This window comes from Amycolatopsis roodepoortensis, from assembly GCF_024628825.1.
Lineage (GTDB): Bacteria > Actinomycetota > Actinomycetes > Mycobacteriales > Pseudonocardiaceae > Amycolatopsis > Amycolatopsis roodepoortensis.
The window spans coordinates 3,803,951-3,828,900 of the sequence record NZ_CP102415.1; the positions used below are offsets into that span (position 1 = coordinate 3,803,951).

Below are 24,950 nucleotides of genomic sequence, written 5' to 3' on the forward strand. Positions count from 1 at the left end.
AGCTAAGCCTGGCTAAACGATACGTCTAATACGCTCATCTGCCACAATCGATACCGTGCTGAATGAAAGGATGACCGCCCAGCTAGCCCCGCAGCTCGCTCTGCTCACCGCACTCCGCCGCACGACGAACGTCACACGCGCGGCCGAACTGCTCGGCGTCCCCCAGCCCACGGTAAGCCGCCGGATCTCGGCGCTCGGCGACGCCCTCGGCGCCCCGCTCACGGTCCCCGACGGACGCGGCATCCGGCTCACCCGCGCCGCCGAGCTGCTGGCCGATGCCGCCGAACGCGCGCTCGCCGCCGTCGACGCCGGAGTCCGCCAGGCTCGCGAAGAGGTCGACCCCGAATCCGGCCACGTCGTCCTCGGCTTCCTGCACCTGCTCGGCAGGTCACTGGTCCCCACGCTGCTCCGCGGCTATCGCGCCGACCATCCGGGCGTCCGGTTCACCCTGGTCCAGGGGTCACGTCAGGACATGGTCGACCGGCTGACCAGCGGCGAGCTCGACCTCGCGCTGCTCGCGCCCGCCCCCGTCGACGACCCGCTGCTCGACACCGCGGTACTCACCGAGCAGGAGATCTTCCTGTCCGTTCCGACGTCGCACCGCCTCGCGGACCGGCCCAGTGCCGCCATCGAGGACCTCGAGGACGAGGAGTTCGTGCTCCTCGAAACCGGCTACGGCCTCCGCACCATCACCGACGAACTGTGCGCCAAGGCCGGCTTCGAACCGAAGATCGCGTTCGAGGGCCAGGAGTCCGACACCGTCCGCGGCCTGGTCGCGGCCGGGCTCGGTGTCGCGCTGCTCCCCCGTTTCGAGCCGGGCAGCCCGGCGGGCGTCGTCGAAGTCCCGCTGGTGCCGCCGGTCGGGCGGACCATCGGACTGGCCTGGCGCCGCGATGTCGTCCTGCCGCCCGCCGTCCTGCGGTTCCGGGAGCGGGTCCGCGCGCAACGTTGGTGACGATCGTCAGGGTCGATCATCGACGTTCGTCCACCACGCGGGCACGTCGTTTTCGCTAACTTCGGGTGAATGTACGACGACATCGTGGAGCTGGCGGGTGAGAGCCCGAACTGGCTTCAAGCGACAGGAATCCTGTTCACCGAAGCAGGACTGCTCGTCTTCGCGGGGCTCTTCGCCTGGATGTTGTGGCGGGCGCGCACCTCGCCCGTCCGGATCGCCATGGCGCTGCTGCCGCCTGCCGCGACCGCGATCGCGTACCTGATCAGCGAGGGTCTGAAGAGCGTGATCCAGGAGGACCGGCCGTGCCGGAACCTCGTCACGCTCGTCGACTGCCCGCCGGCCGGTGACTGGTCCTTCCCGAGCAACCACTCCACGATCGCCGCGGCCGCCGCCGTCGGCCTGGCACTCGCCTGGCGCCGGCTCGCGCCGTGGGTGCTCCCGGGCGCCCTGCTGATGGGCTTCTCACGAGTCTTCGTCGGCGCGCACTATCCGCACGACGTGCTCGCCGGGCTCGTCCTCGGCTCGGTCACGGCGTGGCTCGTGTTCCGGTACCTGACCGGACCCGCGACCGGGATCGCCCGACGGCTCACCGCCCATGCCGGGGACGCGCCGACCCAGCCCATGCCCAAGGTCGACCTGCGGGGCGGTAGCAAAGGTCCCTTGCTCCCGCCCCGCAGGTAACCGCAGGTCAGGCGTAGGAGGCGACCAGTTCGACCAGCGTCCGCGCCGCGAAACCGGTGGCCCCGGGCACGACGTCGGCGTAGGTCTTGTCGGCCCGCGCGGGCCCGGCGATGTCGAGATGCGCCCACGGCACGTCGCCGACGAACTCCCGCAGGAACAGCGCAGCGACGATGCCGCCCGGGCCACCCGGCGCCTGCCGGACGTCACCGAGCGAACCCTGCACGGTCTCGGCCAGGTCCTCCAGCAGCGGCATCCGCCACCACGCCTCGCCGACCCGCTCGCCCGCCTTCGTGATCCGGTCCGCGAGCGCGTCTTCGGTGGCGAAGACGCCGCCGGTGCGGACGCCGAGCGAGACCTTCATGGCGCCGGTCAGGGTCGCCGCGTCGATCACCGCGTCCGGTTTGTGCTTCTTGATGCCGTAGACGAGCGCGTCGGCCAGGACCATGCGGCCCTCGGCGTCGGTGTTGCCCACCTCGGTGGTCTTGCCGCCGTAGTGCCGGACGATGTCGCCGGGCCGGTACGACGAACCGGACACGTGGTTTTCGGCGGCGGGCACCAGCCCGGTCACCTTCACCGGCAGGCGCAGCGCCGCGATCGCGCGGACCGCGGCGATGATCGCCGCGCCGCCCGCCATGTCGGTGCGCATGAGGTGCATGCCATCGGCGGGTTTGATCGAAAGACCGCCGGTGTCGAAGGTGATGCCCTTGCCCACCAGCAGCAGATGCGTCGTCGCCCCACGCGGCCGGTATTCCAGCTCGATCAGCCGCGGCGGCGCGGCCGACCCGCCGCCGACGGCGAGGACGCCGCCGAAGCCCTGCTCGGCCAGCCACTTCTCGTCCCGTGCCGTCACGGTCAGGTTCGGGATGCCACCGGCGACCCGGGCGGCCGTGTCGGCGAGCCAGGCCGGCGTCTTGACGTTCGACGGCGTGTTCGCCAGGTCGCGCGCGAACGCGGCGGCCGCGGCGAGTTCGCGGACCCGATCCAGGTCGACCTCGTGACGTGTGATCAAGCGCACGGTCCGCAAGGTCGGCTTCGGCTCCTCGGCCGTCACCGTGAACCGGTAACCGCCGAGCAGCAGCCCGAACGCGAGTTCCTCGACGTGTTCGGTGCCCGCGTCTTCAGGCAGCTCGACGGCGAAGGCGCGGAACGCCTTCTCCCCCGCCTTGACGTCTTCTTCCAGCGTCGACGAAACGGCGCGGACCAGCGCGGCACCGGCCTTGCGGTACTGCTTCGGCTCACCGTCGCCGACACCCGCCAGCCAGCGGACGGCGCCCGTCGGCACGGTCTGCACGTCACCGGCCTTGCCGGTGGGCCGCACGCCGCCGATCTCCGCGAGTCCGGCGTCACCGTCCTCTTCGGACGGCGCGGCGATCAGCGTGGCCAGCGGCGTTCCGCGCCGTAGGTCGTCCGAGACCTCGAGTTCGAGCAGCTTCCCCGGAACGGGGGGTAGCGGGTTACGCACAGTGAGCGACCTCCGGGCGCAGATGAACCGCGACCCCGGCCTCCGAAGGGAGACCGGGGTGCGGGTGGTTGAACGTTGGTGCGGTCCGGCTCAGCCGGTGACCTCCTGCAGGGCCGCGCCGAGATCCTTCGCTTCTTCCGCGGAGAGTTCGACGACGAGGCGCCCACCACCTTCGAGTGGTACGCGCATCACGAGGCCCCGCCCCTCCTTAGTCACTTCGAGGGGACCATCTCCGGTCCGGGGCTTCATGGCCGCCATAGCGTGCTCCCTCCGTCTCAACCGGCGCGCCCGGGTCGCGCTCGTCAAAGCCAGCCGGGTCTACTGTCCATTGTCCCTCATCAGCGGCCGAGCGCGAACGCGGACCGATCTTTTGCCGCCGTATCGGTGCTGGTATGCGGCTCGCGAGGCTGAAAGACTCCTCTCAGACCGCAGTTTCGCCGACTAGGAGATCCCGTGACCACATCCGACGTTCTGCTGACCGCCGACGCCGACGGCGTGCGCACCTTCACGCTGAACCGGCCGCAGGCGTACAACTCGCTGACCGTCGAACTCAAGGAACTGCTGCTGGCGGGCCTGACCGAGGCCGCGGCCGACGACAGTGTCCGGGCGGTCGTGCTGACCGGTTCGGGCAAGGCGTTCTGCGCCGGGCAGGACCTGAAGGAGCACGTCGGGCTGCTGCAGGCGGGTGACCCCGCGCCGCTACACACGGTCAAGGAGCACTACAACCCGATCGTCAAGACGATCGTCGGGATGCCGAAGCCGGTCATCGCGGCGGTGAACGGCCCGGCGGCCGGCGCGGGCGCGGCCTTCGCGTACGCGAGCGACCTCCGGATCGCCGCGACGTCGGCGAACTTCCTGATGGCGTTCGCGAACGTCGGCCTCGGCCCGGACTCGGGCGCGTCGTGGACGCTGCAGCGGCTGATCGGTCTCGGCCGCGCGGCCGAACTGATGCTGCTGGCTCGCACGGTCGACTCGGCCGAGGCGCTGACGCTCGGCCTGGTCAGCGAGGTCGTCCCCGACGAGGAACTGGCCGCCCGCGCGCAGAAGGTCGCCGCGAAGCTCGCGGCCGGCCCGACGGTCGCGTACGCGAAGATCAAGAACGTCCTGTCGGTCGCCGCGGAGTCGTCCCTCGAAACCGCGCTGGCGGCCGAGGACGAGGCCCAGACCGCGCTCGGCGCGACCGCCGACCACACCGAGGCCGTCGAGGCCTTCGTGGGCAAGCGCAAGCCGAACTTCCAGGGCAAGTGACCCTCGTGAGCCGCTAGGACGGCTCTGTTGAGGGGTAAGGCAAAACGTGGCGCAGGGGGGTCACCGCGCTCTGCCGGTCCGTGAAGGCCTCCTTGCCTACTCTGAGGGTAGGTAAGGGGCCCTTCGCGGGCGTCCGCCTGCCGAACGCGTCGCGAAAGCCACTTTCGGGACATCAGGCGTCGCGAAAGTGGCTTTCGCGACACGGGCGCCAGCGGCGACGACACCGTTGACTTACCCCTCGACAACCGTCCCAGCCACTCACGAGCCGGCCCGGAAGCAGTCCTTCACGTGGTCGTCGACCATCCCCGTCGCCTGCATCAGCGCGTAACAGGTCGTCGGCCCGAGGAACACGAAACCGCGCTTCTTGAGTTCCTTCGCCATCGCCTTCGACTCGTCGGTGATCGCCGGGACGTCGGCCATCCGCCGCGGCCGGGTGTGCGACGAAGGCGCGAACGACCACAGCAGGTCGTCCAGCGAACCGTCGAGTTCCTCGATCGCCCGCGCGTTGTTGATCGCCGCCAGGATCTTCGCCCGGTTCCGCACGATCGAAGCGTCTTCCATGAGACGAGCGACGTCGTCGTCGGTGAAGGCCGCGACCTTCTTGGGCTTGAACTTCTCGAACGCCTTCCGGAACGACTCCCGTTTCCGCAGGATCGTGATCCACGAAAGCCCGGACTGGAACGACTCCAGGCACAGGCGTTCGTACAGTTCTTCGTCGCCGTGGAGCGGGAAACCCCATTCGGTGTCGTGGTACTCGGCGTAGTCCGGGGCCGAGTTGCCCCACGAACACCGCTTGATCCCGTCCGCGCCCAGCAGACCCGCCTCAGCCAACCCGGTACCCCTCCGCGTACTTCACGAATCTCTGCAGGCACAGCCGCAGTCCCAGTTCGAAGCCCGGCTTCGCGACCGGCCAGCCGAGCCGCCCGACGACGCCGAACGGCGGCCGCAGATGCTCCGCCCAGACGAACGTCGACGCGTGCGGCCCCTTCTCGATCACCTGGAACACCCCGGTGCCCTGCACGATCTTGCCGGTATGCCGCACGACGCAGCGCAGCGGCGGTTCCCAGCCGGTGATCTCCATGGTGTCGGTGAACCCGATCCCGGCGACGCCGGTGAACGCCGACAGCTTCGAGCCCACGCTGCGCCCGTTGCCTTCGACGACTTCGACCTCGGTGCCGAGCATCCATTCGCCCTGGCGTTCCCAATCGGTCAGGGCGAGCCAAGCCGTCCCGGCCGGTACCGCGACGTCGACGGAGACGACGACATCGGTCACCTGGCGCCCTCGCGTTCGGCCTCCAGCTCGGCCACCTTGGCGCGCAGCTCCTCGATCTCGACGCCGAGCCGCCGCATCACCCAGTCCACTTCGGACATCTTGTAGCCGCGCAGCACCATCTGGTAGCGGACGGCGTGGACGTCCTCGGCGGTGATGTCCTCGGCGGGCAGCCTGGTCGGCGAGCTGCCGGGCGGCAGCGGGGCCAGCTCCTCACCCCGGCCGAACACCACGGCGGCCAGCAGGAACACCACCGCGGCCACCAGCAGCATGACTACGAGATAGATCAGGGCGGTCGTCACGCGACGATCGTGGCACACGAACGCCACGATCGTCGCGCCAGCAAGGCGAGTCGCACGCTGACCACGACCCAGAGCACCATGAGGATCCCGCACGGCACGGACAGGAACAGCCTCGACGCGTCGATGACGCCGGTGGCGATCACCAGCAGCGCCACCGAAAGCAGGTTCAGGCCGACGGCCTCGCCGATCAGCACGCCGGCGGTCTTGACCAGCCGGGCACCGTCCATCCGCCGGGAAAGCCAGCGCATGGAGACGAGGGCGATCACCCCCAGCACCGGCACGATGAAGACCGAACCGTGGGTGAACTGGGCGATGTACTTGTACCAACCCGGCGTCGGCGCGAGCTGCGACCACTCGCCGAAGGTCCATTTGCGGGCGAACTCCCAGGCGAGCTGCATCAGCGGCACGCCGAGGATCAGTTTCCAGAGGGTGCGGGTGCCGCTGTGCATCCCCAGTTCGGCCTGGTAGTCCCTGGCGATCAGGTGCACCGGCCCGAAATCGGCGACAGCACGCCGCTGCGCCTCTTGTTCGCTCCAGCCGCCGTCGCGGTACGCGTCCGCGGCGTCGTCGAGCCCGTCCCGCGCTTCGCGCAGCAGATCCCGCTTCGCCGACGCCGGGCCGTCCAGCCGGGCGCGCAACTCCCCGAGATAGGCCTCGATCACCGTCATGCCGTGGTTCTCCAACTCCGCGCGGCGACCGTGAGCCGCATGCTGAACAGGATCCAGATTCCGGACAGGGCCGCGCACGGCACGCTGACGAGCATGCGCGCGGGCTCCAGCAGCCCGGTCGCGCCGCCGTAGGTCGCGACCGCGACGAGGTTCAACCCGACGGCCGCGGCCAGCGTCCACGAGACGGCGCGCGCGACCCGCGGACCGGCCGTCCGCCGCGAAAGCAGCCGCGCCGCGAGCAGCCCGGCGATCGCGACGGCCGGGGACGACGCCGCCAGCGTGTCGGCCGTACCGATCGCGCGGTGGTACCACGACGGCACGGCGCCGAGCGCCGACCAGTCGGCGAAGCCCCGCGCGAGATCCCAGGCGAGGATCAGCAGCGGGACACCGGCGATCAGCTCCCACAGCACGCGGATGTCTCGCCGCAGCCCCAGTTCCGCCTGGTAGTCGCGGGCGATCAGGTCGGCGGGGCCGAAGTCGGCGACGGCACGGCGTTCGGCTTCCGCTTCGTCCACACCGCCCGCGCGGTAGGCGTCGGCCGCGTCGACCAGACCGTCCCTCGCTTCGGTGAGCAGATCGGCTTTCGCCGACCGCGGCCCGGACAGCTGGGCGTCGAGTTCGCCGATGTAGGCCTCGATCGCGTTCATGCGGCGAGCGCGGGCCGGGGCCGGAAAGCCGGTGAGAGCAGCCAGAAACTGAAGGCGACCCAGCCGAGCGCCACCAGGTTGCACACGAGGCTCACGTTCATCCTCGACGGATCGAGGACCGCGGTGCTCACGGTGAGCAGCAGCAGCGCCAGCAGGTTCGTGCCCGCCGCGGCGCCCACCGTCCACCGCGTCACCTTCCCCAGGCTCACGCTGTCGAGCCTGCGCCCCAGCCGCCGGGCCCCGAACAGCGACACCGCGCCGATCACGGCCGGAACGAGGACCAGGACGCCGAAGATCTCGATGACGGCCGTGAACCACTCCGGATTCGGCTTCCCCGAACGGCTCCAGTCGCCATAGGTCCAGATCCGCGCCAGCTCCCAGGTCACCTGGATCACGGGCACACCGACGATGACCTTCCACAAGGTGCCGATGTCGCCGCGCAACGCCAGCTCGGCCTGGTACTCACGGGCGATCACCGCGGCCGGGCCGAAGTCGGCGACGGCACGGCGTTCGGCTTCCGCCTCGGCGGCACCGCCTTCGCGATACGCCTCGGCCGCGTCGGCCAGACCGTCCCTTGCCTCGGTGAGCAGATCGGTCTTCGCCCTCGCCGACCCGTTCAGCCGCCTGTCCAGGTCGCCGATGTAGGCCTCGATCGTGCTCATGCCGTGCTCCCCCCGAGGACACCACCGATCACGGTGGTGAACTCCTGCCACTCCGCCCGTTCCGCGGCCAGCGCCTTCTGCCCTGAGCGCGTGAGCTTGTACGTACGACGTTTGCGGCCGGACACGACGTCCCATTCGCTGGCGAGGAACCCGGCGCGCTCCAAACGGCGAAGCGCCGGGTAGACGGTGCCCGTCGGCAGGTCGAGCGCGCCGTCACTGCGGAGCTGGAGCGCCTCGATGATGGCGTACCCGTGCAGCTTCCGGCCGTCGAGGACGGCGAGGAGCAGCGCGTCGAGGTGCCCGCGCAGGCTGTCGGCCTTCATAGATAGACAGTCTACACATCGCCGCATACCAGGGTAGCCGGGACTTTCCCGGACCGGCCTCAGGGAATGTCCCCGAGATCACCCCGATTTCATAGATTTAGTGGCTACATGTAGGCAGGCTACGTATACAGTGCTTCGACATGGACGCACTCCCGATCGCGAGACTCCAGTTCGCGACGACGACCTCGTTCCACTTCCTGTTCGTGCTGCTCACACTGGGGCTCGTGACACTCGTCGCGGTGATGCAGACACGCTCCGCGTTCGGCGGCAAGCCGGAACTCACGCGGATGACTCGCTTCTGGGGCAAGCTTTACGTGATCAATTACGCGCTGGGAATCGTCACCGGAATCGTGATGGAATTCCAGTTCGGGCTCACCTGGACCGGCCTGTCCGCGGTCGCGGGCGACGTCTTCGGCGCACCGCTGGCCATCGAGACGCTGGTGGCCTTCTTCGCCGAATCGACCTTCCTGGGGCTCTGGATCTTCGGCTGGGGGCGGCTGAACAAATGGGTCCACCTGACGCTGATCTGGCTGGTCACGCTGACCGCGTACGCCTCGGCGCTGTTCATCATGGTGGCCAACTCGTTCCTGCAGAACCCGGTCGGCACGCACACCGAGAACGGCGTGCTGAAACTCGACGACTTCGGCGCGCTGTTCACCAACCCGGCGCTGACGGCCTCGCTGCCGCACGTGCTGAGCGCGGCGCTGATGACCGGTGGTTTCTTCGTGGTCGGCGTCAGCGCGTACCACTTCATCAAGCGCACGAAGGAGATCGAGTTCTTCCGGCGCTCGATGCGGATCGGCGTGCTCGCCTCGCTGGCCGGCAGCACGATGGTGATCGGCTTCGGCTTCGCCCAGTTCGGCCCGCTCGGGGAATACCACCCCGGCAAGCTGGAAGGAGCGGATCCCATCGTCGGTGTCTCACTGGGCTTCATGATCCAGATCGGGTTCATCGCCTTCCTGGCTTCGATCCTCGGCACGCTGCTGCTGTTCCGGAACTGGATCACCAAGGTCCGGCCGCTGCTGTACGTGATGGTGCTGGCCATCCCGTTGCCGTTCGTCGCGGCGATCCTCGGCTGGCTGGTGCGGGAGATCGGCCGTCAGCCGTGGCTGATCCGCGGGCAGCTGACCACCGCCGACGCCGTCGCGGCGATCCCGGCGGGGCAGATCCTGTTCTCCTTCATCGCTTTCACGCTGTTGTTCCTGGTACTCGCGATCGCCGACTGGGTGCTGATGTCGCGGGTCGCGAAACGCGGCCCGGAGCCCGTCGAAGAGGCGGCCGCGCCCCGCGCCGAACTTCCCGTCCTGAGCGGAGTCTGACCGATGGTGATCCTCTGGTGGTGTGTGCTCGGTTTCCTGACCGCGGGCTATTTCGCGCTGGCGGGCTACGACTACGGCGTCGGCATGCTGCTCGGCAGGCTGGGCCGTGACGAGGCCGGACGACGGCGCGTGCTCGGCGCGTTCGGCCCGTTCTTCCTGGCCAACGAGGTGTGGCTGGTGGCCGCGGTCGGCGTCCTGTTCGGCGCTTTCCCGCACCTGGAAGGAAAAGTGTTCGCCGGGGCGTACATCCCGGTGGTGACCCTGTTGCTCGGGCTGGTCACCTTCACCGCGGCGGTGCAGCTGCGCAGCAGGCGTCCGGACGCGCGCCGCGGTGCCTGGACGCTGGCGATCACCGTCGGCGCGTGGGTGACGGCGGTGTCCTGGGGCGTGTTCCTCGGCAACCTCGTCCTCGGGCTCCCGCTCGACGCGGCCGGTAAACCGAGCGGCGACGTCCTCGCGGTGTTCAGCCCGTACGCGCTGCTCTGGGGCGCGGGGTTCGTCGCGCTGTTCGCCTTGCAGGGAGCGGCTTTCCTCGCCGTCCGGGCACCGGCGGAGTTCACCGCCCGCGCGAACCGGATCGCCAAGGCCCTGCTCGCGCCGGCGCTCGCGTTCCTGGTCGTGGCGGTCGTCTGGGGTGCCGTCGAGACCACCGTTTCGTGGTCCGTGCTGCCCGCGATCGTGCTGGCGTTCGGCGCGCTGGGCGTCGCCTGGGCGGCCTTGCGCTCCGCCCGGCACAAGACGGCACTCGTCGCCACGATGACGCTGTCGGCGTCACCGGTGCTCGCCGTCGGGACCGCGCGCCTGCCCGACACGTTGGTGTCCTCTGTGGACGGAGGCTTCTCGCTGAGCCTGACGGAAGCGGCCACCAGCACCGAGATGCTCAGTCTGCTCACGTTCGTCCTGCCTCCCGCGCTCGTGGCGATCGCCGCCGTGCAGTGGGTGACGTGGCGCAGGCACGACACCCGCGTCGACCAGCGTTCGCTGCTGCACTTCTAGGAGCCCGGCATGCCACCCCTTCCCGGACTGCGCCGCCATTTCGGCCTACTGGCCGTCCTCGGCACGCTGACCGCCGCGGCGATCCTCGTCCAGGCCGACGGCCTCGCGACGCTGCTCACCGGCGGCGGCGTCACCTGGACGCTCGTGGCCGCCATCGCGGTACGGGCGTTGCTCGCGGGTGTCCAGGGGTCCGTCGGCGGCCGGTTCGCGGCGAAGGTCAAGGCCGGGCTGCGCAAACGGCTTCTCGGCGCGGAGGCGGAGAACCCCGGCGCGGTCGCGGCCCTGGTGACCAAGGGGATCGACGCGAGCGACGCCTACCTGACCGGCTATCTGCCGACGGTGGTGCTCTCGGCGATCGTGCCGGTCGCGGTGCTCGTCCGGCTGTTCGCCGCGGATCTGTCGTCGGCGCTGATCATCCTCGCGACGCTGCCGCTGATCCCGGTGTTCGCGATCCTGGTCGGACAGCACACGAAGGCGAAGACCGCCAAGCAGTGGTCACTGCTTTCCAAGCTGGGCGGGCATTTCCTCGACGTCGTGCGCGGGCTCGGCACGCTCAAGGTGTTCGGCCGCGCCGAAGCGCAGGCGAAGACCGTGCGGGCGATGGCGGACGCGCACACCGACGCGACGATGCGCACGCTGCGGGTCGCGTTCCTGTCCGCGCTGGTGCTGGAACTGGTGGCGACGCTTTCGGTGGCGCTGGTCGCGGTGCCGATCGGCTTCCGGCTGCTGGAAGGCGGCATGGTCGTGCACACGGCGGTACTCGTGCTGCTGCTCGCTCCCGAGGCGTACCTGCCGCTGCGGGCGGCCGGGGCGAAGTTCCACGCCAGCGCCGAAGGGCTCGCCACGCTGCGTGAGGCGCTGGCCGTGCGCTCGGAGGACGTCGTCCGGGGTTCGCGGGTGGCCCGCCGCGGTGCGCCGCGGATCGTGCTGGAGAAGGTGAGCGTCGCGTACGGCGGCGAGACCGTACTGTCCGAAGTGGACATGACCATCGAGGCGGGCGAACACGTCGCGCTCGTCGGGCCCAGCGGTTCCGGGAAGAGCACGCTGCTGGCGGTCCTGCTGGGCTTCGTGACGCCGACGTCCGGCCGGGTCCTCGTCGACGGTGTCGATCTGGGCGAGCTGGATCCGGCCGCGTGGCGGGCGGGGACGGCGTGGGTGCCGCAACGGCCGACGTTGTTCACCGGGACCGTCGAGGAGAACATCGCCATGGGCCAGGTGCCGGACGTCCAGGCGGCGGCACGCGCGGCGGCGTTCGACGAGGTCGTGCGCGGACTGCCCGACGGCTACCGCACCAGGATCGGCGAACTGGGCGCGCCGCTTTCGGCCGGTCAGCGGCAACGGCTCGGCCTCGCCAGGGCGCTGGCCCGTACCGAGGCGGGTCTCGCGCTGCTCGACGAGCCGACCGCCAGGCTCGACGCGGGGACCGAGGCGGCCGTGCTCGGCGCGACCCGTGAACTGCTCACCGGCCGGACCGCGGTGCTCGTGGCCCACCGGCCCGCGATGGCCGCGCTGGCCACCCGCGTCCTCGAAGTCCACGACGGCGCCGTAAGAGCAGTAGGCGGAGCTGAAGATGCACCTCGGGCGGTGACCGCGCTATCGCGGTGACGGGACGCCACCGCCGCATCGGCGAGGTGAATGACCGACCAGCGTCCTGCCGACGTCGATCGCGGACGCGGGTTCACCGACGAACACTGAGAGAACGGGAACTGGTGTGAACGTCTGGGGCGTGTCCACGAAGGATGTGGTTCGGCTGGGCCGAGCGGGGCTGATCGGGGCCGGGGCGGAGATCGCCGGGCTGGCGTTGATGGCCACCGCCGCGTGGCTGCTGTTGAAGGCGGCCGAGCAGCCGCCGCTGGCGTCGCTCACCGTGGCGATCGTCGCCGTCCGGACGCTGGCGTTGATGCGTGGCGGGTTGCGGTACGCGGAACGGCTCGCCGGACACGAGGTCGTCCTGCGGTATCTCGGCGCCTTGCGGACCCGCGTGTACACGTCGTTGCTGCCGCATCGGGTTTCGCGGCATTCCGGCGGCGATCTCGTCACGCGGCTGGTGTCCGATGTGGACGCGGTGCAGGACGCGATCCTGCGCTGCCTGCTGCCCGCCGGTGTCGCGGCCTTCGTCGGCGCGGTGTCGACGACGGTCGCGCTGATCGCCAGCCCGGCCGCCGGGCTGGCGCTGGCGCTCGGACTCGCCGTCGCGGGGATCGGGCTGCCGTGGCTGTGCGTGCGGATCACCCGCGCGGCGGCGGAGAAGAGCGCTCCGGCCCGCGCCGACCTCGCCGAACGGTCGGTCGAGCTGATCACCGGGCGGCGCGAGCTGATCGCCTACGGTGTCCACGAGTCCACTGTGGACACCGCACACAACGCTGTCGACGCGCTCGCTTCGCGGGATCGGGCGACGGCGAACCGCACCAGCCTGCTGACCGCGGCAGGCATCCTCGTCCAGCTGCTGACCTGCGTGGCGATCGCCCTGACCGCCGGGGTTTCACCGCCGCTGACCGCGGCCCTCGCGCTGGGCTCGTTGGCCGTGTTCGAACTGGTCCTTCCGCTGACCGCGGCCGCTCAGCGCTGGGTCGAGGTCCGCGCGTCGGCCGAGCGGGTGCGCGCGCTGCTGACGGAACCGCCGCCCGCGCGCGGCACCGTGGCGCCCGAGCCCGGGCATCTGCGGCTGGAAGGGGTCGGCGTTCGGTTCGAGGGCAGGGCCCCGGCGCTGGACGGCGTCGACCTCGACCTTCCGCCGGGCAAACGCGTCGGGATCGTGGGGCCGAGCGGGGCCGGGAAGACGACGCTGCTGAACGTGCTGCTGGGTGCCGTGGCGCCGACGTCCGGGCGCGCACTGCTGAACGGGAAGCCGCTGGAGACCTACGATCCGACGCTGCTTCCGTCGGTGATCTCGGGCGCGCTCGCGGACGCGCACGTCTTCCACACGACGGTCCGGGAGAACCTGCTGCTCGCGAAGCCCGGCGCTTCGGATGCGGAGCTGCTCGCCGCCTGTGCCACGGCCGGTTTCGACCTGCCGCTGGATCGCGAAGTCGGCTCCGACGGCGACACGCTGTCCGGTGGGCAGCGCCAGCGGCTCATCCTCGCGAGAGCAGTGCTCTCGGCTCCGCCGGTCCTCGTGCTGGACGAGCCGGTCGAGGGTCTGGATCCGGAACACGGCGACGCCGTCCTGGCCGATGTGCTCGCCGCCGCGCGCGGCACCGTCGTCCTGGTGACGCATCGCGAGTCGCAGGTGGCCGGGTTCGACGAGGTCCTACGGCTGTAGGCCGCGCACTTCACGCATCGGCGGCCGGTCGCTGACCGACACCTCGGCGACCTCCGGCAGCCATTCGTCACCTACTTGCGCGAACTGGGTGAGCTGGGCGGGGTCGTCGGACTTGATGCCGCAGCGCGCGAGCGCCGTCCCGAGGATCTGGCGCGCCATCACCCCCAGCTGGAGCAGCGAGCGGTTGCGATGCTTGCGTACGCCGAGGTTGACCTGGGCGAGCCCTTCAAGGCCGTAGCGCGCTTCGGCGTCGAGGATGAGCCCGATCTCGACGCCGTACCCGGCCGCGAAGGGCACTGACTCGAGAAACTCGCGCGTCGCGGCGTACTCGCCTCCCAGGGGCTGAATGAGCCCCGAGAGTGATGGGCGCAGCGCCGAGAGGACCGGTCGCGCCAGCAACTCGGTCACCCGGCCGCCGCCGCTGCTCTCCAGCCGCAGCGGCCGCCGATAGAACCCCTTGACCAGGTGGACGTCGTTCTCGCAGAGCAGGGGGCCGAGCAGGGTCGGCACGAACGCCGGATCCGGGTCGACGAGGTCGGAGTCGAGGAACACGACGACGTCACCGGTCGTCGCGGCCAGCGACCGCCACAGCACCTCGCCCTTTCCCGGCACCGGTGGCAGGTCGGGGAGCACGTCCTCGCGATGCACCACGCGCGCGCCGGCGCGGGCCGCGAGCTCGGCGGTGGCGTCGGTGGACCCGGAGTCCATCACGACCAGCTCGTCGACGACCGTGCCCAGCAGCGGCCGGACCGTCCCGACGACCTCGGCGACGGTGTCCTCTTCGTCGAGCGCCGGTAGCACGACCGAAACCGTCCGGTCACCCTTCGCAGCGACGATGTCTTCGACCGTCCAGCCGGGGTTCTGCCACGTACGACGCTCGAACCAACTCATGAGTAGTGATCGTGCCATGCTGGAGTCCGACACCCTGTCGATGGAGGAACCTTGCTACCGCTACTCGTCCGATTCGTGCTCGGACCGCTGGTCAGAGCGCTGTACCGCCCCGAGATCCGCGGCGTGGAGAACATCCCCGCCACCGGGCCGGTGCTGCTGGCACCCAACCATCGGGCGGCGCTGGACACCGGCGTGATCACTTTCACGGCGATGCGGCAGGTCAAGTTCCTCGGCAAGGCGGAGTACTTCACCGGCCGCGGGCTCAAGGGCAAACTGATGGCCGGTTTCCTGGGCGGCCTCGGCTACGTCCCGGTCGAACGCGGCAACGCGCAGGCCGGTCTCGCCGCGCTGGAAGCGGCGCGGAAGGTGCTCGACGCGGGCGGCGCTTTCGCGATCTATCCCGAAGGCACCCGCTCGCTGGACGGGCGGCTGCACCGTGGCCACACCGGCGTCGCGGCGCTGGCGCTGGCGACCGGCGCGAAGGTCGTGCCCGTCGCGCTTTCCGGGACCGAAAACCTGCAGCCCGCCGGGAAGCGGATCCCGCGTCGGGCGAAGATCACCGTCACCTACGGCGCGCCGCTGGACTTCTCGCGGTACGAGGGGCAGGACTCGTCGCCGGCGATCCGGCGCTCGGTGACCGACGAGATCATGTACGCGATCCTGGAGCTTTCGGGGCAGGAGTACGTCGACTCGTACCACAAACGGCCTGATCAGAGCGCTGCCTGACGGTTCTTGCGGGGCCGGGGTGGTAGCAAAGGTCCCTTGCTCCCCCGCGGCTCGCACCAAGGGACTCTTCGCGCATTCCGGTGCGGCTGGGCCAGGGGAAGTGCCGTGAAGGCCTCCTTCCCTACCCTCAAGGTAGTGAAGGAGGCCTTCACGGACCTGGGTCCCTCAAGGGGCCCTTCACGGACTTCGACGGTCACCTCACGGAGCCCAGGTGCCCCAATGACCCCACTCGTCACGAGCAGCGCGCGTGAAGGCCCCCTTCCCGCGGCTCAGCAGAGGAAACTCGCCCTTCGCGGCGCCCCAAGTACATGAAGGCCCCCTTCACGGCGCTAGGCGCAATGAAGGGGGCCTTCATGTACCGAGGGCAGCCAGGCAACACGGCAACAGCGCGTGAAGGCCCCCTTCCCGCGGCTGAGCCGAGGGAAGGGGGCCTTCACGCGCTACCCAAGCCCTACTTGGCCCACTTAGGCCGAGGCGGCGGCACGTAGACCGCGAAGCCGTCCAGAAGCACCGAAGCGTCCGAGTCGATCGAGAGCATGTCCCGGTACCCCGCCGACAGGAAGCCCTCCGACACCATGTGGTCGGCGAACTTCAGCAGCGGCGCGTAGTACCCGCCGACGTCGACCAGCCCGATCGGCTTCTCGTGCAGCCCGAGCTGCGCCCACGTCCAGACCTCGAACAGCTCCTCCAGCGTCCCCGCGCCGCCGGGCAGCGCGAGGAAGCCGTCGGACAGCGCGGCCATCTTCGCCTTCCGCTGGTGCATGTCGGCGACGACGTGCAGTTCGGTCAGGCCGGCGTGCGCGATCTCGACGGAGCCCAGTGCCTCGGGGATCACGCCGATCACCTCGCCGCCCGCGGCCAGCGCCGCGTCCGCGACGACGCCCATGGTCCCGACCGAAGCCCCGCCGTAGACCAGCCCGATGCCCCGCGACGCCAGCAACGTCCCCAGGGCACGAGCCTCCTCGGCATACCGCGGGTCGAAGCCCATCGAGGAACCGCAGAAGACGCAGACCCGGCGCGGCGCCGCCATCAGTGGGTGTCCTCCCATGCCTGGTACGACTCCTGGACGACGCGCACGGCGTCGTCGATGTCGTCGGTGACGTGCAGCAGGTCGAGGTCCTTCTCGCCGATCTTGCCCTCGGCGAGCAGCGTCTTGGCGATCCAGTCGTACAGCCCACCCCAGTAGTCGCTGCCGAACAGCACGACCGGGAACTTCGTGACCTTCTTCGTCTGCACCAGGGTGAGCGCCTCGAACAGCTCGTCGAGCGTGCCGAAGCCGCCGGGCAGGCAGATGAACGCCTGCGAGTACTTGATGAACATGGTCTTGCGCGCGAAGAAGTACCGGAAGTTGACGCCGAGGTCGACCCACGGGTTCAGGCCCTGCTCGAACGGCAGCTCGATGCCGAGGCCGACCGAGAACCCGCCGGCCTCGTTGGCGCCGCGGTTCACCGCTTCCATCGCGCCGGGGCCGCCGCCGGTCATCACCGCGAAGCCCGCGTTCGCGAGCGCGCCGCCGATCTTGCGGCCGAGTTCGTACTCCGGGTGGTCACGCTTGGTCCGCGCCGAACCGAACACCGTCACCGCGCGCGGCACCTCGGCGAGCGCGCCGAATCCCTCGACGAACTCCGCCTGGATCCGCAGCACGCGCCACGGGTCGGTGTGCACCCAGTCGCTCGGGCCCCGCGAGTCCAGCAGGCGCTGGTCGGTGGTGCTGCCCTGGTCACGGCGATCCCGCCGCAGCACGACCGGGCCCTTGTGGCGCTCGATCGGACGTTCCGGGTACTGGCCGTCGGGGAACTCGCTTGTCTCACTCACCCCGCCAAGCCTACGACGTCGTCACCGTCCGGAGCGGCGGCATCGCCGCGAACAGGAGTTGTCGGCTACGCGAACGCGGGGCCCGCCGTCGAGCGGGCCCCGCGTGCACGCCTCAGGAACGGCCGGTCAGCGCGAACGCGAGCATGGCCGTCGAGGTGAAGTCGATGGCGGGCTCGTTGCTCGGCCACGACGCGAGGTCGTCGGCGTAGCGGGACTCGGGGGTGTCGAACGCTTCGAAGGGCTTCCTGCAGTCCTTCGATCCGGGCGGGAGCTCCATGTGCTCGAAGTTCTCCGCCCCGTTGGGGCCGTTCACGACGGCGCCGTAGAGCAGCTTCTCCTCGCCGGCGAGGTTCGCCGCCTGGTGGTGCGGGCACCGCGGATACGTGGTGCCGACACCGACGACCAGCGAGATGCCCCAGGCGTTCGCGCCGAGGGTGAAGTTCCGCTGCTGCGAGCCGAACGCCGCGTACCGGCGGTCACCGGTCAGGTCCGCGTACAACCGCTCGGTCGCGGCGAACCCGAAGCTCTTGCTGGCCGCGTCGAATTCCTTCACCGAGACGGCGGTCCGGAAAGGACTCTGAGCCGCGCTCGCGACACCTTCGTCGAGCTGACGCTTCAGATCGCCGATCAGTTCCTTCGGGCCGAGCGCCGCACCCGGGACGCCGTGCCGCAGGAGCTTCGCCAGTTCGGCGTGCGCCAGCGCGCTGGTGTCGTACAGGTTGAGCGTGCTCTTCTCTTCGACGTCGATGTAAGCCTTCGCCCAGTGCGCCGCCTGCCGCGTCCATTCGGCGGACCTCGGGTCACGCAGGGCCTTGGCCGCCAGGGCCAGCTGCGTCGCGCCGAGTTCCATGTCGTCCCGCCAGGACGACTCCGGGTAGTACGCGTGCGGGAACGCGGTGACCAGTTCGCCGACGTTTTCGGTCTTGGCCTGCGCGAACACCGAGGCGGCTTCGGCGAGGTATTCCCTTGCCAGCGCGGGGTTCCGCTTCGCCTCGACCTGGGCGCCGAGCGCGAAGGCGGCGGCGACACGGCCGGCGAGGTTCGGGCTGAGCCCCGATCCGCCGGGGTTCGCGGGGAAGACCGGCCGGTGCTTCACGAAGTACTTGGGGTCACCCGGCTTCACGTCGAGCGGGTCGTCGTCGTGCGGGTTCCGCCAGACGTCGTGGTCGCCGAGGAAGCCGAACTTGTCGCTGCCCGTGCCGATCCCGACCTGGGCGTAGAGCGTCTTGCTCTTCTCGTCCCACATCTTGTCGAGCCAGTCGAGGCCGAGCTTGACCTCCGCGGCCAGCGCCCGGTCGTAGTCCTCGCGAAGCACGTAACCCAGCTCGGCCAGCGAGTACGCCGTGTTCGACGTGAACTTGACGAAGTCGCCCGCGTCGACCCAGCCGCCCTCGACGTCGATCGGCCCGCCCGCCGGCTTCAGCGGTTCGGTGATCTCGTCGCCGAATTCGCCGCCGAACGCGGGCCATTCGTAGACCGTGGCCTGTTTGTCGGCCAGGTGCGAGGGTTTGCGGTCGAGACGTCCCGGGATGATGTCGTCGCCGTCGCGCTGCGCCTGGAAGAACTCGTTGGTGGCCCGGACGAGCGGCGTGAAGAGCCGGTCCTTGGTGTCCACCCGGAACGTCGGCGACGTCGCCTTGGTCTCGCCGGTGACCTCGATCCGGTACTTGCCCGGCAGCCAGACCTTCGACAGGTCGAGCTGGTACACCGCCGGGTACTTCGCGTTCCACGCGCCGAGCGACTGCCCGGTCCGTCCACGATGGACGGTCCGGCCGCGTTCGTCGACCACCGAGAACGAACCCGGCGCGCTGGAGAGGAGATAGGCGTGCTTGGTCTCGGTGATGCCGTAGCCGACCTGGTCGACCCGGACCTCACCCTGCACCGCCGCCGCGGCCGAAACCGCCGGAACCGTCAAACCCCCGAGGACCAGTGCCGAAACCGCGGCCACCGTCCGGGACCAGGAACTCACCATCATCGGCGCCCCGCTCACATTTAGTTAAGAAAGTTTCCTTTTTATTGCGCACGACGCTAGCTCGCCGAGCGCCACCAGTCAATATGTCCGTTTCGCCGGTCGGAAGTCACCGGATCCGGCCGTTGTTGGCGGATATCCGTCCGGCTCAGCCCGATGCCCGGCGGGAAATCGTCTACCGTGGATCGGTGCCGTCCATGGCTGAACCACTCGGCGCGCGGATCCGGCGGTTGCGCCGGGCACGCGGGCTGACTCAGCGTGAGCTCGCCGAGCCGCGCTACGACCGCGGTTTCCTCGCCAAGGTCGAGTCCGGCCGCCGCCTGCCCTCGGACGACGTGCTCTCCCACCTCGCGCAGCGGCTCGGCCTCACCGCGGACGAACTCCGTTTCGACCGGCCACCTGGCGCCGCCGGAGAACTCGGCGACGCGCTCGAGGCCGCGTATCGCGAGTTGCAGAAGGGCGGGCTCGAAGCCGCCGAGCGCGAGTTCGCCCGGGTGGAACGCCGAGCGGCGGAGTACCGGCTGCCGGACATCCAATGTCACGCGCGTTTCCATCTCGGCGAAGTCCACTGGCAGCGCTATGACATCCCGTTGGCGGACAAGGGATTCGCGCACGCCATGGAACTCGCCGATGCCGCATCGCCCCGCCTGCGCGCGATGATCGTCAACCGCGTCGCCGCCTGCCGCGCGCTTTCGGGTGACCTGGGCGCGTCGGTCGCGCTCGTGGAGAACGCGCTCGCCGATCTCCGCGCCACCGGCGCGAGCGATCCCGACGCCGAACTGGCGCTGGTGACCGCGTTGATCCACCCGTTGATCGAAATGGGCGCGCTCCGCCGAGCCCGCCGGGCCGCCGAGGAAGGCCGTCGCGTCCTCCCTTCCGCCCGTCACGCGGACATCGCCGCGCGTTATCACCGGCAGGCCGCGCAACTGTGGCAGGAGATCGGCCTGGCCGACCGCGCGGAGAAGGACCTTTCGCGGGCGCTGCGCCTGTTCACCTCACTCGGTTACGACCGCGACGCCGCCCGATGCCGCTGGGCGCGCGGCTTCCTGTGGCGACGGCTGGGCAAACTCGACGAGGCGCACGCCGAACTGCGGCTCGCCCGCGACCTCCTGGCCAAGGCCGGTTCACGCGAGGGCGTACTCGGCGCGACCATCGAACTCGCCGATGTCCGTCGCCGCCAAGGGAAACTCGACGAGGCGGCCGAACTCGCCGAAGGGATCCGCCCGCTTCTGGATCGATCCCCCGACATCGAGGCGAGGACCGAGGTTCTCCGGTTACTGGGACTCATCGCCCGCGCGCGCGGCGACCTGCCCGAGGCCACCGCGCTCCTCGAAGAAGCCGCCACCGCACAGGAAAAGTCCGAACTGCGCGGCGCGCTGGTCGCCACCTCACTGCATTTGGGCGACACGTTGCGCGCCCGCGGATTAATCGAAAAAGCCGCGGAGGCCTATCGCCGCGGCGTGCGCGCGGCCGCTATGTCCGATTTCGGGCCGGCCGGCTGAAAACCATACGAAAGTCGCCATATATCGCACATGGCGCGAAAAACTCTTACTACACAGGCATTTCATTCCCCGCATGTGGATCTTCGCCCGCGCCGCTAGGCCATCCGGCCCATTGACGCACCTCGTGACCGGCTCCTTTACTCGGACGTGTCCATCGGGATAACTCCAGTTATCCGAATGGGCACGCTCCCCGTCCCCGCCGTGCGCCCGCCAGGTCGAATTCCCCGCCGCGCCTGAAGGCCGGACGGGTACACGGTCCTGCCCATGGAAGGTTCACATGACCGTTCAGCGAGGGCTCAGAACAGGGTTGGCGGCTGTCGCCGGCCTTGCCCTGAGCATGACGTTCCCGGTGACCCCGGCGAACGCGACCACCGCCACCGTCCAGCCCGCGAGCCCCGACGCCGTGGCCGCGAGCGCGGCCGACCGGGCCGCCGCGACTGGTGTAGACCAGCTGCGGAAGGGGGCGCAGGAAGACTTCCGCCGCGTCGGGCTGACCCCCGGTGGCGGAGGACTCTTCTACGCCGCCTACGAACGAACCTATCGTGGCCTGCCCGTCGTGGGCGGGGACGCGGTGGTGGTCGCCGACGGCGCCGGACGCGTCCGCGGCACCAGCGCCGCGGAGACCGCGGCGATCTCGGTCGACACCAAGGCCAGGATCTCCGCGGCGCAGGCGACCGAGGTCGCGCGCGGCCAGCTGTCCAAAGTAGACAGTGTGGTCGCGCCGAAGCTCGTCGTGCTGGCGGGGAACTCCCCCAAGCTCGCCTACGAGGTCGTCGTCGCCGGCACCAAGGCGGCGAACCCGAGTAACCTGCACGTGTTCGTGGACGGCGCGACCGGCGCGGTCCTCGAAACGCGTGACGACGTCAAGATGTCCAACTTCCCTGCCGCCGCACCGAAGGCGGCGGCGAACGAAGTCGGCACGCTGGGCGCCGGGAACAGCTACTACGCCGGCAACGTCGCCATCGACACGACGAACTCCGGCGGCACGTACACGATGCGCGACCCGCAGCGGACCAACATCAGCTGCGCCCGCCAGAACAGCTCGCCCTTCAGCGGCCCGGACGACAACTGGGGCAACGGCTCCGGCACCGACCTGGAAACCGCCTGCGTCGACGCGCTCTTCGGCGTGCAGACCGAGTGGAAGATGCTGGGCGAATGGCTCGGCCGCAACGGCATCAACGGCAACGGCGGCGGCTTCCCCGCCTACGTCGGCCTCAACCAGGCCAACGCCTACTGGAACGGTTCCTCGACCACCTACGGCCGCTCGTCGGACAGCCAGCGCCAGGCCACCCCGATGGACGTCGTCGCGCACGAGTACGGCCACGCCATCTTCCAGACCACGCCGGGCGGCGCGGGCAGCGGCAACGAGAACGGCGGCCTCAACGAGTCCACCGGTGACATCTTCGGCGCCATCACCGAGCACTACGCCAACAACGCCAAGGACACCCCCGACTACGACGTCGGCGAGGGCGTGAACCTGGTCGGCCGCGGGCCGATCCGCTACATGAACCAGCCGAGCCGGATCTCCGGCAACCCCGACTGCTACTCGTCGTCCATCCCGAACACCGAGGTGCACGCCGCCGCCGGACCGCAGAACCACTGGTTCTACCTGCTGGCCGAGGGCACCGCGCCGGTCGGCAAGCCGGCCAGCCCGACCTGCAACAACACCTCGATCACCGGGATCGGCATCCAGAAAGCCGGGAAGATCTTCTACAACGGCCTGCTGAAGAAGACCTCCAGCTGGAACCACAAGGCGGCCCGCAAGGCCACCCTGGAAGCGGCGCTCGCGCTGTACCCGGGTTCCTGCACGGAGTTCAACACCACCAAGGCGGCGTGGGACGCCATCAGCGTCACCGCGGCGACCGGTGAGCCGACCTCGTGCACCCCGCAGGGCAACGACTTCTCGGTCGGCGTCACCCCGACGTCGGGCTCGGTCAAGCCGGGCGAGTCGGCCACGGTCACGGTGAACACCGCGACCACCAACGGCACGGCGCAGTCGGTTTCGCTGAGCGCGAGCGGCCTCCCCGCCGGGGCGACCGCGACGTTCAACCCGGCTTCGGTGCAGTCCGGCGCCTCCTCGACGCTCACCATCGCGACGTCGGCGAGCACCCCTGACGGCACCAGCACTATCACGGTGACCGGCACCGGGGCCAGCGGCGCGCGCACCGCGCAGTACAAGCTGACCGTCGGCACCGGCGGTGACGTGCGCACCTACACCAACGACACCGACTACGCGCTGAACGACTACGGCACGGTGAACAGCCCGATCACCTCGACCGCCACCGGCAACGCGGTTTCGCCGGTGAAGGTGTCGGTCACCGGGACGCACACCTGCTCCGAGGACCTCCGCATCAGCCTGAAGGCCCCCGACGGCAGCACGTACTCGGTCAAGCCCACCGGTTCCCTGCCCTGCACCGATCTGGGCACCCGGAACTACTCGGTGAACGTGACCAACGAAGTCGCGGCCGGCACCTGGACCCTCGTGGTCTACGACGCCTACGCGCAGGACACCGGCACGCTCTCCAGCTGGTCCATCACCGTCTGATCCCCGTTCCGTGAAGGCCTCCTTCCCTACTTTCAGCGTAGGGAAGGAGGCCTTCACGGACCATCACCTCGGAAAGGAAGACCCCGGCATGAAGTGGGGAAAGCGAATAGGAGCGGCCATCGTCGGCATGGCCGCCGTACTGGGTGTCGTCACGGCGCCCGCGCAGGCGGTCACGGCCGCCGCCGCACCGGACATCTCGCTCGCCAACGTCAAGGCGCATTTGAGCGCGTTGCAGACCATCGCCAACCAGAACGGCGGCAACCGCGCCGCTGGGCGGCCGGGCTATCCGGCGTCGGTGTCCTATGTGGCGCAGAAGCTGCGCGACGCGGGCTACAACGTCACGCTCCAGACGTGCACGAGCTGCGCGGGTTCGAACCAGAACATCATCGCGGAATGGCCGCAGGGTGACGCCAGTCAGGTCATCATGCTCGGCGCGCACCTCGACAGCGTCAGCGCCGGCCCCGGTATCAACGACAACGGCTCGGGCTCGGCCTCGATTCTCGAAGTCGCGCTGACCCTGGCCCGCGAGAATCCCACGATGGCCAAGCGGGTCCGCTTCGGCTGGTGGGCCGACGAGGAGTCCGGCCTGCGCGGGTCCAGGTTCTACGTGAACAGCCTGCCGCAGACCGAGCGCACGAAGATCAAGACCTACCTGAACTTCGACATGATCGGCTCGGACAACTGGGGTTACTTCGTCTATGACGACGTCGCTTCGGTCAAGGCCGTGTTCGACGAGTACTTCCGCACGATCGGCATCCAGACCGAGGGCGACACCGAGGGCGACGGCCGTTCGGACCACGCTTCGTTCAAGAGCGCGGGCATCCCGGTCGGCGGTCTCGCGACCGGCGCCGGCTACACGAAGAGCGCGACGCAGCAACAGAAATGGGGCGGCACCGCCGGGCGGCCGTTCGACAGCTGCTATCACCGCGCGTGCGACACGCTGTCGAACATCCCGGACACCCCGCTGGAGAAGAACAGCGACGCGATCGCGTACGCGCTGTGGAAGCTCGCCGTCGGCACGTCGACGGGTCCCGACTTCTCGCTCGGCCTCTCGCCGTCCTCCGGCACCGTCCAAGCGGGACAGTCGACCACCGTCACGGTCAACACGGCGACGACTTCCGGTGCGGCGCAAGCGGTTTCGCTGAGCGCGAGCGGCCTCCCCGCCGGGGCGACCGCCACGTTCAACCCCGCTTCGGTGCAGTCCGGCGGATCCTCGACGCTCACCATCGCGACGTCGGCGAGCACCCCCAACGGCACCAGCACGATCACGGTGACCGGTGACGGGACCTCGGTGGACCGCACGGCGCAGTACACGCTCACCGTCGGCGACGTCAGCGTGCGCACGTTCACCAACGGCACCGACTTCGCGCTGAACGACTACGCGACGGTCAACAGCCCGATCACGTCCAGCGCGACGGGTGCGGCGACCTCGCCGGTGAAGGTGTCGATCACCGGGACGCACACCTGCTCCGAGGACCTCCGGATCAGCCTGAAGGCGCCGGACGGCAGCACGTACTCGGTCAAGCCGACCGGTTCCCTGCCCTGCACGGATCTCGGCACCAGGACGTACTCGGTCCCCGTGACCAACGAGGCCGCTTCCGGCACTTGGACGCTCGTGCTCTACGACGCCTACGCGCAGGACACCGGCACGCTCGACAGCTGGACCATCACCGTCTGACCATCCGAATGGCGAAGGCCATCCCACGA

At 69.8% G+C, this 24,950-nt stretch carries 24 protein-coding genes; 11 read left to right on the plus strand and 13 right to left on the minus strand.

Annotated features, from left to right (window positions below; all coding sequences use genetic code 11):
* Positions 1 to 70: 70 nt before the first annotated feature.
* Positions 71 to 955, plus strand: coding sequence for a LysR family transcriptional regulator (locus tag NQK81_RS17640; RefSeq protein ID WP_257489781.1), 885 nt, complete (start codon positions 71 to 73; stop codon positions 953 to 955).
* Between the two features lie 69 nt (positions 956 to 1,024).
* Complete coding sequence (locus NQK81_RS17645) at positions 1,025 to 1,636, plus strand: phosphatase PAP2 family protein (RefSeq protein ID WP_257489052.1); 612 nt, start codon at positions 1,025 to 1,027, stop codon at positions 1,634 to 1,636.
* Positions 1,637 to 1,643: 7 nt separating this feature from the next.
* Here the strand turns inward: NQK81_RS17645 and NQK81_RS17650 are convergent, their stop codons facing one another.
* The gene (locus NQK81_RS17650; protein ID WP_257489053.1) at positions 1,644 to 3,098 is read right to left on the minus strand and encodes a leucyl aminopeptidase family protein; all 1,455 of its coding nucleotides are present in this window, start codon (positions 3,096 to 3,098) and stop codon (positions 1,644 to 1,646) included.
* A gap of 90 nt (positions 3,099 to 3,188) precedes the next feature.
* A complete protein-coding gene (locus NQK81_RS17655) occupies positions 3,189 to 3,356 on the minus strand; it encodes a DUF3117 domain-containing protein (protein WP_005155393.1) in 168 nt (55 codons plus the stop codon).
* A gap of 195 nt (positions 3,357 to 3,551) precedes the next feature.
* On the opposite strand from NQK81_RS17655, the gene NQK81_RS17660 reads away from it, so the two are divergent.
* Positions 3,552 to 4,346 carry an enoyl-CoA hydratase/isomerase family protein gene (locus tag NQK81_RS17660; RefSeq protein WP_126736366.1) on the plus strand — a complete coding sequence of 265 codons (795 nt, stop codon included), beginning with the start codon at positions 3,552 to 3,554 and terminating at the stop codon, positions 4,344 to 4,346.
* A gap of 258 nt (positions 4,347 to 4,604) precedes the next feature.
* Here the strand turns inward: NQK81_RS17660 and NQK81_RS17665 are convergent, their stop codons facing one another.
* Genes NQK81_RS17665 through NQK81_RS17695 form a run of 7 tightly spaced genes read right to left on the minus strand, consistent with a single transcriptional unit; the run spans position 4,605 to position 8,218 of the window.
* Positions 4,605 to 5,177: a DNA-3-methyladenine glycosylase I gene (locus NQK81_RS17665; RefSeq protein ID WP_306856046.1), complete on the minus strand. Its 573-nt coding sequence runs from the start codon at positions 5,175 to 5,177 to the stop codon at positions 4,605 to 4,607.
* The gene (locus tag NQK81_RS17670; RefSeq protein WP_034324054.1) at positions 5,170 to 5,619 is read right to left on the minus strand and encodes an SRPBCC family protein; all 450 of its coding nucleotides are present in this window, start codon (positions 5,617 to 5,619) and stop codon (positions 5,170 to 5,172) included. Before NQK81_RS17670 ends, NQK81_RS17665 begins: the two co-directional genes overlap by 8 nt.
* Positions 5,616 to 5,918 carry a DivIVA domain-containing protein gene (locus tag NQK81_RS17675; RefSeq protein ID WP_039917099.1) on the minus strand — a complete coding sequence of 101 codons (303 nt, stop codon included), beginning with the start codon at positions 5,916 to 5,918 and terminating at the stop codon, positions 5,616 to 5,618. Before NQK81_RS17675 ends, NQK81_RS17670 begins: the two co-directional genes overlap by 4 nt.
* Positions 5,915 to 6,586, minus strand: a complete 672-nt coding sequence (locus NQK81_RS17680) for a permease prefix domain 1-containing protein (protein ID WP_126736369.1) — start codon at positions 6,584 to 6,586, stop codon at positions 5,915 to 5,917. Before NQK81_RS17680 ends, NQK81_RS17675 begins: the two co-directional genes overlap by 4 nt.
* Positions 6,583 to 7,233, minus strand: coding sequence for a permease prefix domain 1-containing protein (locus NQK81_RS17685; RefSeq protein WP_257489054.1), 651 nt, complete (start codon positions 7,231 to 7,233; stop codon positions 6,583 to 6,585). The genes NQK81_RS17680 and NQK81_RS17685 overlap by 4 nt, the downstream gene beginning before the upstream one ends.
* The gene (locus tag NQK81_RS17690) at positions 7,230 to 7,895 is read right to left on the minus strand and encodes a permease prefix domain 1-containing protein (protein ID WP_257489055.1); all 666 of its coding nucleotides are present in this window, start codon (positions 7,893 to 7,895) and stop codon (positions 7,230 to 7,232) included. The genes NQK81_RS17685 and NQK81_RS17690 overlap by 4 nt, the downstream gene beginning before the upstream one ends.
* Positions 7,892 to 8,218, minus strand: a complete 327-nt coding sequence (locus NQK81_RS17695) for a helix-turn-helix transcriptional regulator (RefSeq protein WP_005155407.1) — start codon at positions 8,216 to 8,218, stop codon at positions 7,892 to 7,894. Before NQK81_RS17695 ends, NQK81_RS17690 begins: the two co-directional genes overlap by 4 nt.
* A 140-nt stretch (positions 8,219 to 8,358) precedes the next feature.
* On the opposite strand from NQK81_RS17695, the gene NQK81_RS17700 reads away from it, so the two are divergent.
* The 4 genes from NQK81_RS17700 (at position 8,359) to cydC (ending at position 13,795) form a co-directional block, all read left to right on the plus strand.
* Positions 8,359 to 9,537: a cytochrome ubiquinol oxidase subunit I gene (locus NQK81_RS17700; protein WP_257489056.1), complete on the plus strand. Its 1,179-nt coding sequence runs from the start codon at positions 8,359 to 8,361 to the stop codon at positions 9,535 to 9,537.
* Positions 9,538 to 9,540: 3 nt separating this feature from the next.
* Entirely contained in the window at positions 9,541 to 10,533 is a 993-nt protein-coding gene (locus NQK81_RS17705) for a cytochrome d ubiquinol oxidase subunit II (RefSeq protein ID WP_257489057.1), read from the plus strand.
* A 9-nt stretch (positions 10,534 to 10,542) separates the two neighbouring features.
* Positions 10,543 to 12,138, plus strand: a complete 1,596-nt coding sequence (gene cydD / locus NQK81_RS17710) for a thiol reductant ABC exporter subunit CydD (protein ID WP_257489058.1) — start codon at positions 10,543 to 10,545, stop codon at positions 12,136 to 12,138.
* A gap of 121 nt (positions 12,139 to 12,259) precedes the next feature.
* Positions 12,260 to 13,795 carry a thiol reductant ABC exporter subunit CydC gene (gene cydC, locus NQK81_RS17715; RefSeq protein WP_257489059.1) on the plus strand — a complete coding sequence of 512 codons (1,536 nt, stop codon included), beginning with the start codon at positions 12,260 to 12,262 and terminating at the stop codon, positions 13,793 to 13,795.
* Here the strand turns inward: cydC and NQK81_RS17720 are convergent.
* Entirely contained in the window at positions 13,784 to 14,686 is a 903-nt protein-coding gene (locus NQK81_RS17720; RefSeq protein WP_257489060.1) for a glucosyl-3-phosphoglycerate synthase, read from the minus strand. The genes cydC and NQK81_RS17720 overlap by 12 nt on opposite strands.
* Before the next feature lie 51 nt (positions 14,687 to 14,737).
* On the opposite strand from NQK81_RS17720, the gene NQK81_RS17725 reads away from it, so the two are divergent.
* Positions 14,738 to 15,412 (plus strand): lysophospholipid acyltransferase family protein, encoded by a 675-nt coding sequence (locus NQK81_RS17725; protein WP_126736376.1) that lies wholly within the window; start codon positions 14,738 to 14,740, stop codon positions 15,410 to 15,412.
* A 451-nt stretch (positions 15,413 to 15,863) separates the two neighbouring features.
* On the opposite strand, the gene NQK81_RS17730 is transcribed toward NQK81_RS17725, so the two are convergent.
* The 3 genes from NQK81_RS17730 to NQK81_RS17740 all read right to left on the minus strand — a co-directional run bounded on the left by NQK81_RS17730 (position 15,864) and on the right by NQK81_RS17740 (position 19,202).
* Positions 15,864 to 16,442, minus strand: coding sequence for an LOG family protein (locus NQK81_RS17730; RefSeq protein ID WP_257489783.1), 579 nt, complete (start codon positions 16,440 to 16,442; stop codon positions 15,864 to 15,866).
* Positions 16,442 to 17,227 carry an LOG family protein gene (locus NQK81_RS17735; RefSeq protein ID WP_126736377.1) on the minus strand — a complete coding sequence of 262 codons (786 nt, stop codon included), beginning with the start codon at positions 17,225 to 17,227 and terminating at the stop codon, positions 16,442 to 16,444. Before NQK81_RS17735 ends, NQK81_RS17730 begins: the two co-directional genes overlap by 1 nt.
* A 112-nt stretch (positions 17,228 to 17,339) precedes the next feature.
* Positions 17,340 to 19,202 carry a glycoside hydrolase family 9 protein gene (locus tag NQK81_RS17740; protein WP_257489061.1) on the minus strand — a complete coding sequence of 621 codons (1,863 nt, stop codon included), beginning with the start codon at positions 19,200 to 19,202 and terminating at the stop codon, positions 17,340 to 17,342.
* A gap of 191 nt (positions 19,203 to 19,393) precedes the next feature.
* Here NQK81_RS17740 and NQK81_RS17745 point away from each other — a divergent pair, with 191 nt between their 5' ends.
* The 3 genes from NQK81_RS17745 (at position 19,394) to NQK81_RS17755 (ending at position 24,921) form a co-directional block, all read left to right on the plus strand.
* Complete coding sequence (locus NQK81_RS17745) at positions 19,394 to 20,698, plus strand: helix-turn-helix domain-containing protein (RefSeq protein WP_257489062.1); 1,305 nt, start codon at positions 19,394 to 19,396, stop codon at positions 20,696 to 20,698.
* A 277-nt stretch (positions 20,699 to 20,975) separates the two neighbouring features.
* Positions 20,976 to 23,243 carry a M4 family metallopeptidase gene (locus tag NQK81_RS17750; protein WP_257489063.1) on the plus strand — a complete coding sequence of 756 codons (2,268 nt, stop codon included), beginning with the start codon at positions 20,976 to 20,978 and terminating at the stop codon, positions 23,241 to 23,243.
* 88 nt (positions 23,244 to 23,331) lie between these two features.
* Complete coding sequence (locus NQK81_RS17755) at positions 23,332 to 24,921, plus strand: M28 family peptidase (protein ID WP_257489064.1); 1,590 nt, start codon at positions 23,332 to 23,334, stop codon at positions 24,919 to 24,921.
* Positions 24,922 to 24,950 lie beyond the last annotated feature (29 nt).

Coding starts and splice junctions, on each gene's coding strand:
- NQK81_RS17640 (WP_257489781.1), top strand. CDS start 71: ATGACCGCCCAGCTAGCCCCGCAGCTCGCTCTGCTCACCGCACTCCGC.
- NQK81_RS17645 (WP_257489052.1), top strand. CDS start 1,025: ATGTACGACGACATCGTGGAGCTGGCGGGTGAGAGCCCGAACTGGCTT.
- NQK81_RS17655 (WP_005155393.1), bottom strand. CDS start 3,356: ATGGCGGCCATGAAGCCCCGGACCGGAGATGGTCCCCTCGAAGTGACT.
- NQK81_RS17680 (WP_126736369.1), bottom strand. CDS start 6,586: ATGACGGTGATCGAGGCCTATCTCGGGGAGTTGCGCGCCCGGCTGGAC.
- NQK81_RS17685 (WP_257489054.1), bottom strand. CDS start 7,233: ATGAACGCGATCGAGGCCTACATCGGCGAACTCGACGCCCAGCTGTCC.
- NQK81_RS17690 (WP_257489055.1), bottom strand. CDS start 7,895: ATGAGCACGATCGAGGCCTACATCGGCGACCTGGACAGGCGGCTGAAC.
- NQK81_RS17695 (WP_005155407.1), bottom strand. CDS start 8,218: ATGAAGGCCGACAGCCTGCGCGGGCACCTCGACGCGCTGCTCCTCGCC.
- NQK81_RS17700 (WP_257489056.1), top strand. CDS start 8,359: ATGGACGCACTCCCGATCGCGAGACTCCAGTTCGCGACGACGACCTCG.
- NQK81_RS17705 (WP_257489057.1), top strand. CDS start 9,541: ATGGTGATCCTCTGGTGGTGTGTGCTCGGTTTCCTGACCGCGGGCTAT.
- cydD (WP_257489058.1), top strand. CDS start 10,543: ATGCCACCCCTTCCCGGACTGCGCCGCCATTTCGGCCTACTGGCCGTC.
- NQK81_RS17720 (WP_257489060.1), bottom strand. CDS start 14,686: ATGAGTTGGTTCGAGCGTCGTACGTGGCAGAACCCCGGCTGGACGGTC.
- NQK81_RS17730 (WP_257489783.1), bottom strand. CDS start 16,442: ATGGCGGCGCCGCGCCGGGTCTGCGTCTTCTGCGGTTCCTCGATGGGC.
- NQK81_RS17740 (WP_257489061.1), bottom strand. CDS start 19,202: ATGATGGTGAGTTCCTGGTCCCGGACGGTGGCCGCGGTTTCGGCACTG.
- NQK81_RS17745 (WP_257489062.1), top strand. CDS start 19,394: ATGGCTGAACCACTCGGCGCGCGGATCCGGCGGTTGCGCCGGGCACGC.
- NQK81_RS17750 (WP_257489063.1), top strand. CDS start 20,976: ATGACCGTTCAGCGAGGGCTCAGAACAGGGTTGGCGGCTGTCGCCGGC.
- NQK81_RS17755 (WP_257489064.1), top strand. CDS start 23,332: ATGAAGTGGGGAAAGCGAATAGGAGCGGCCATCGTCGGCATGGCCGCC.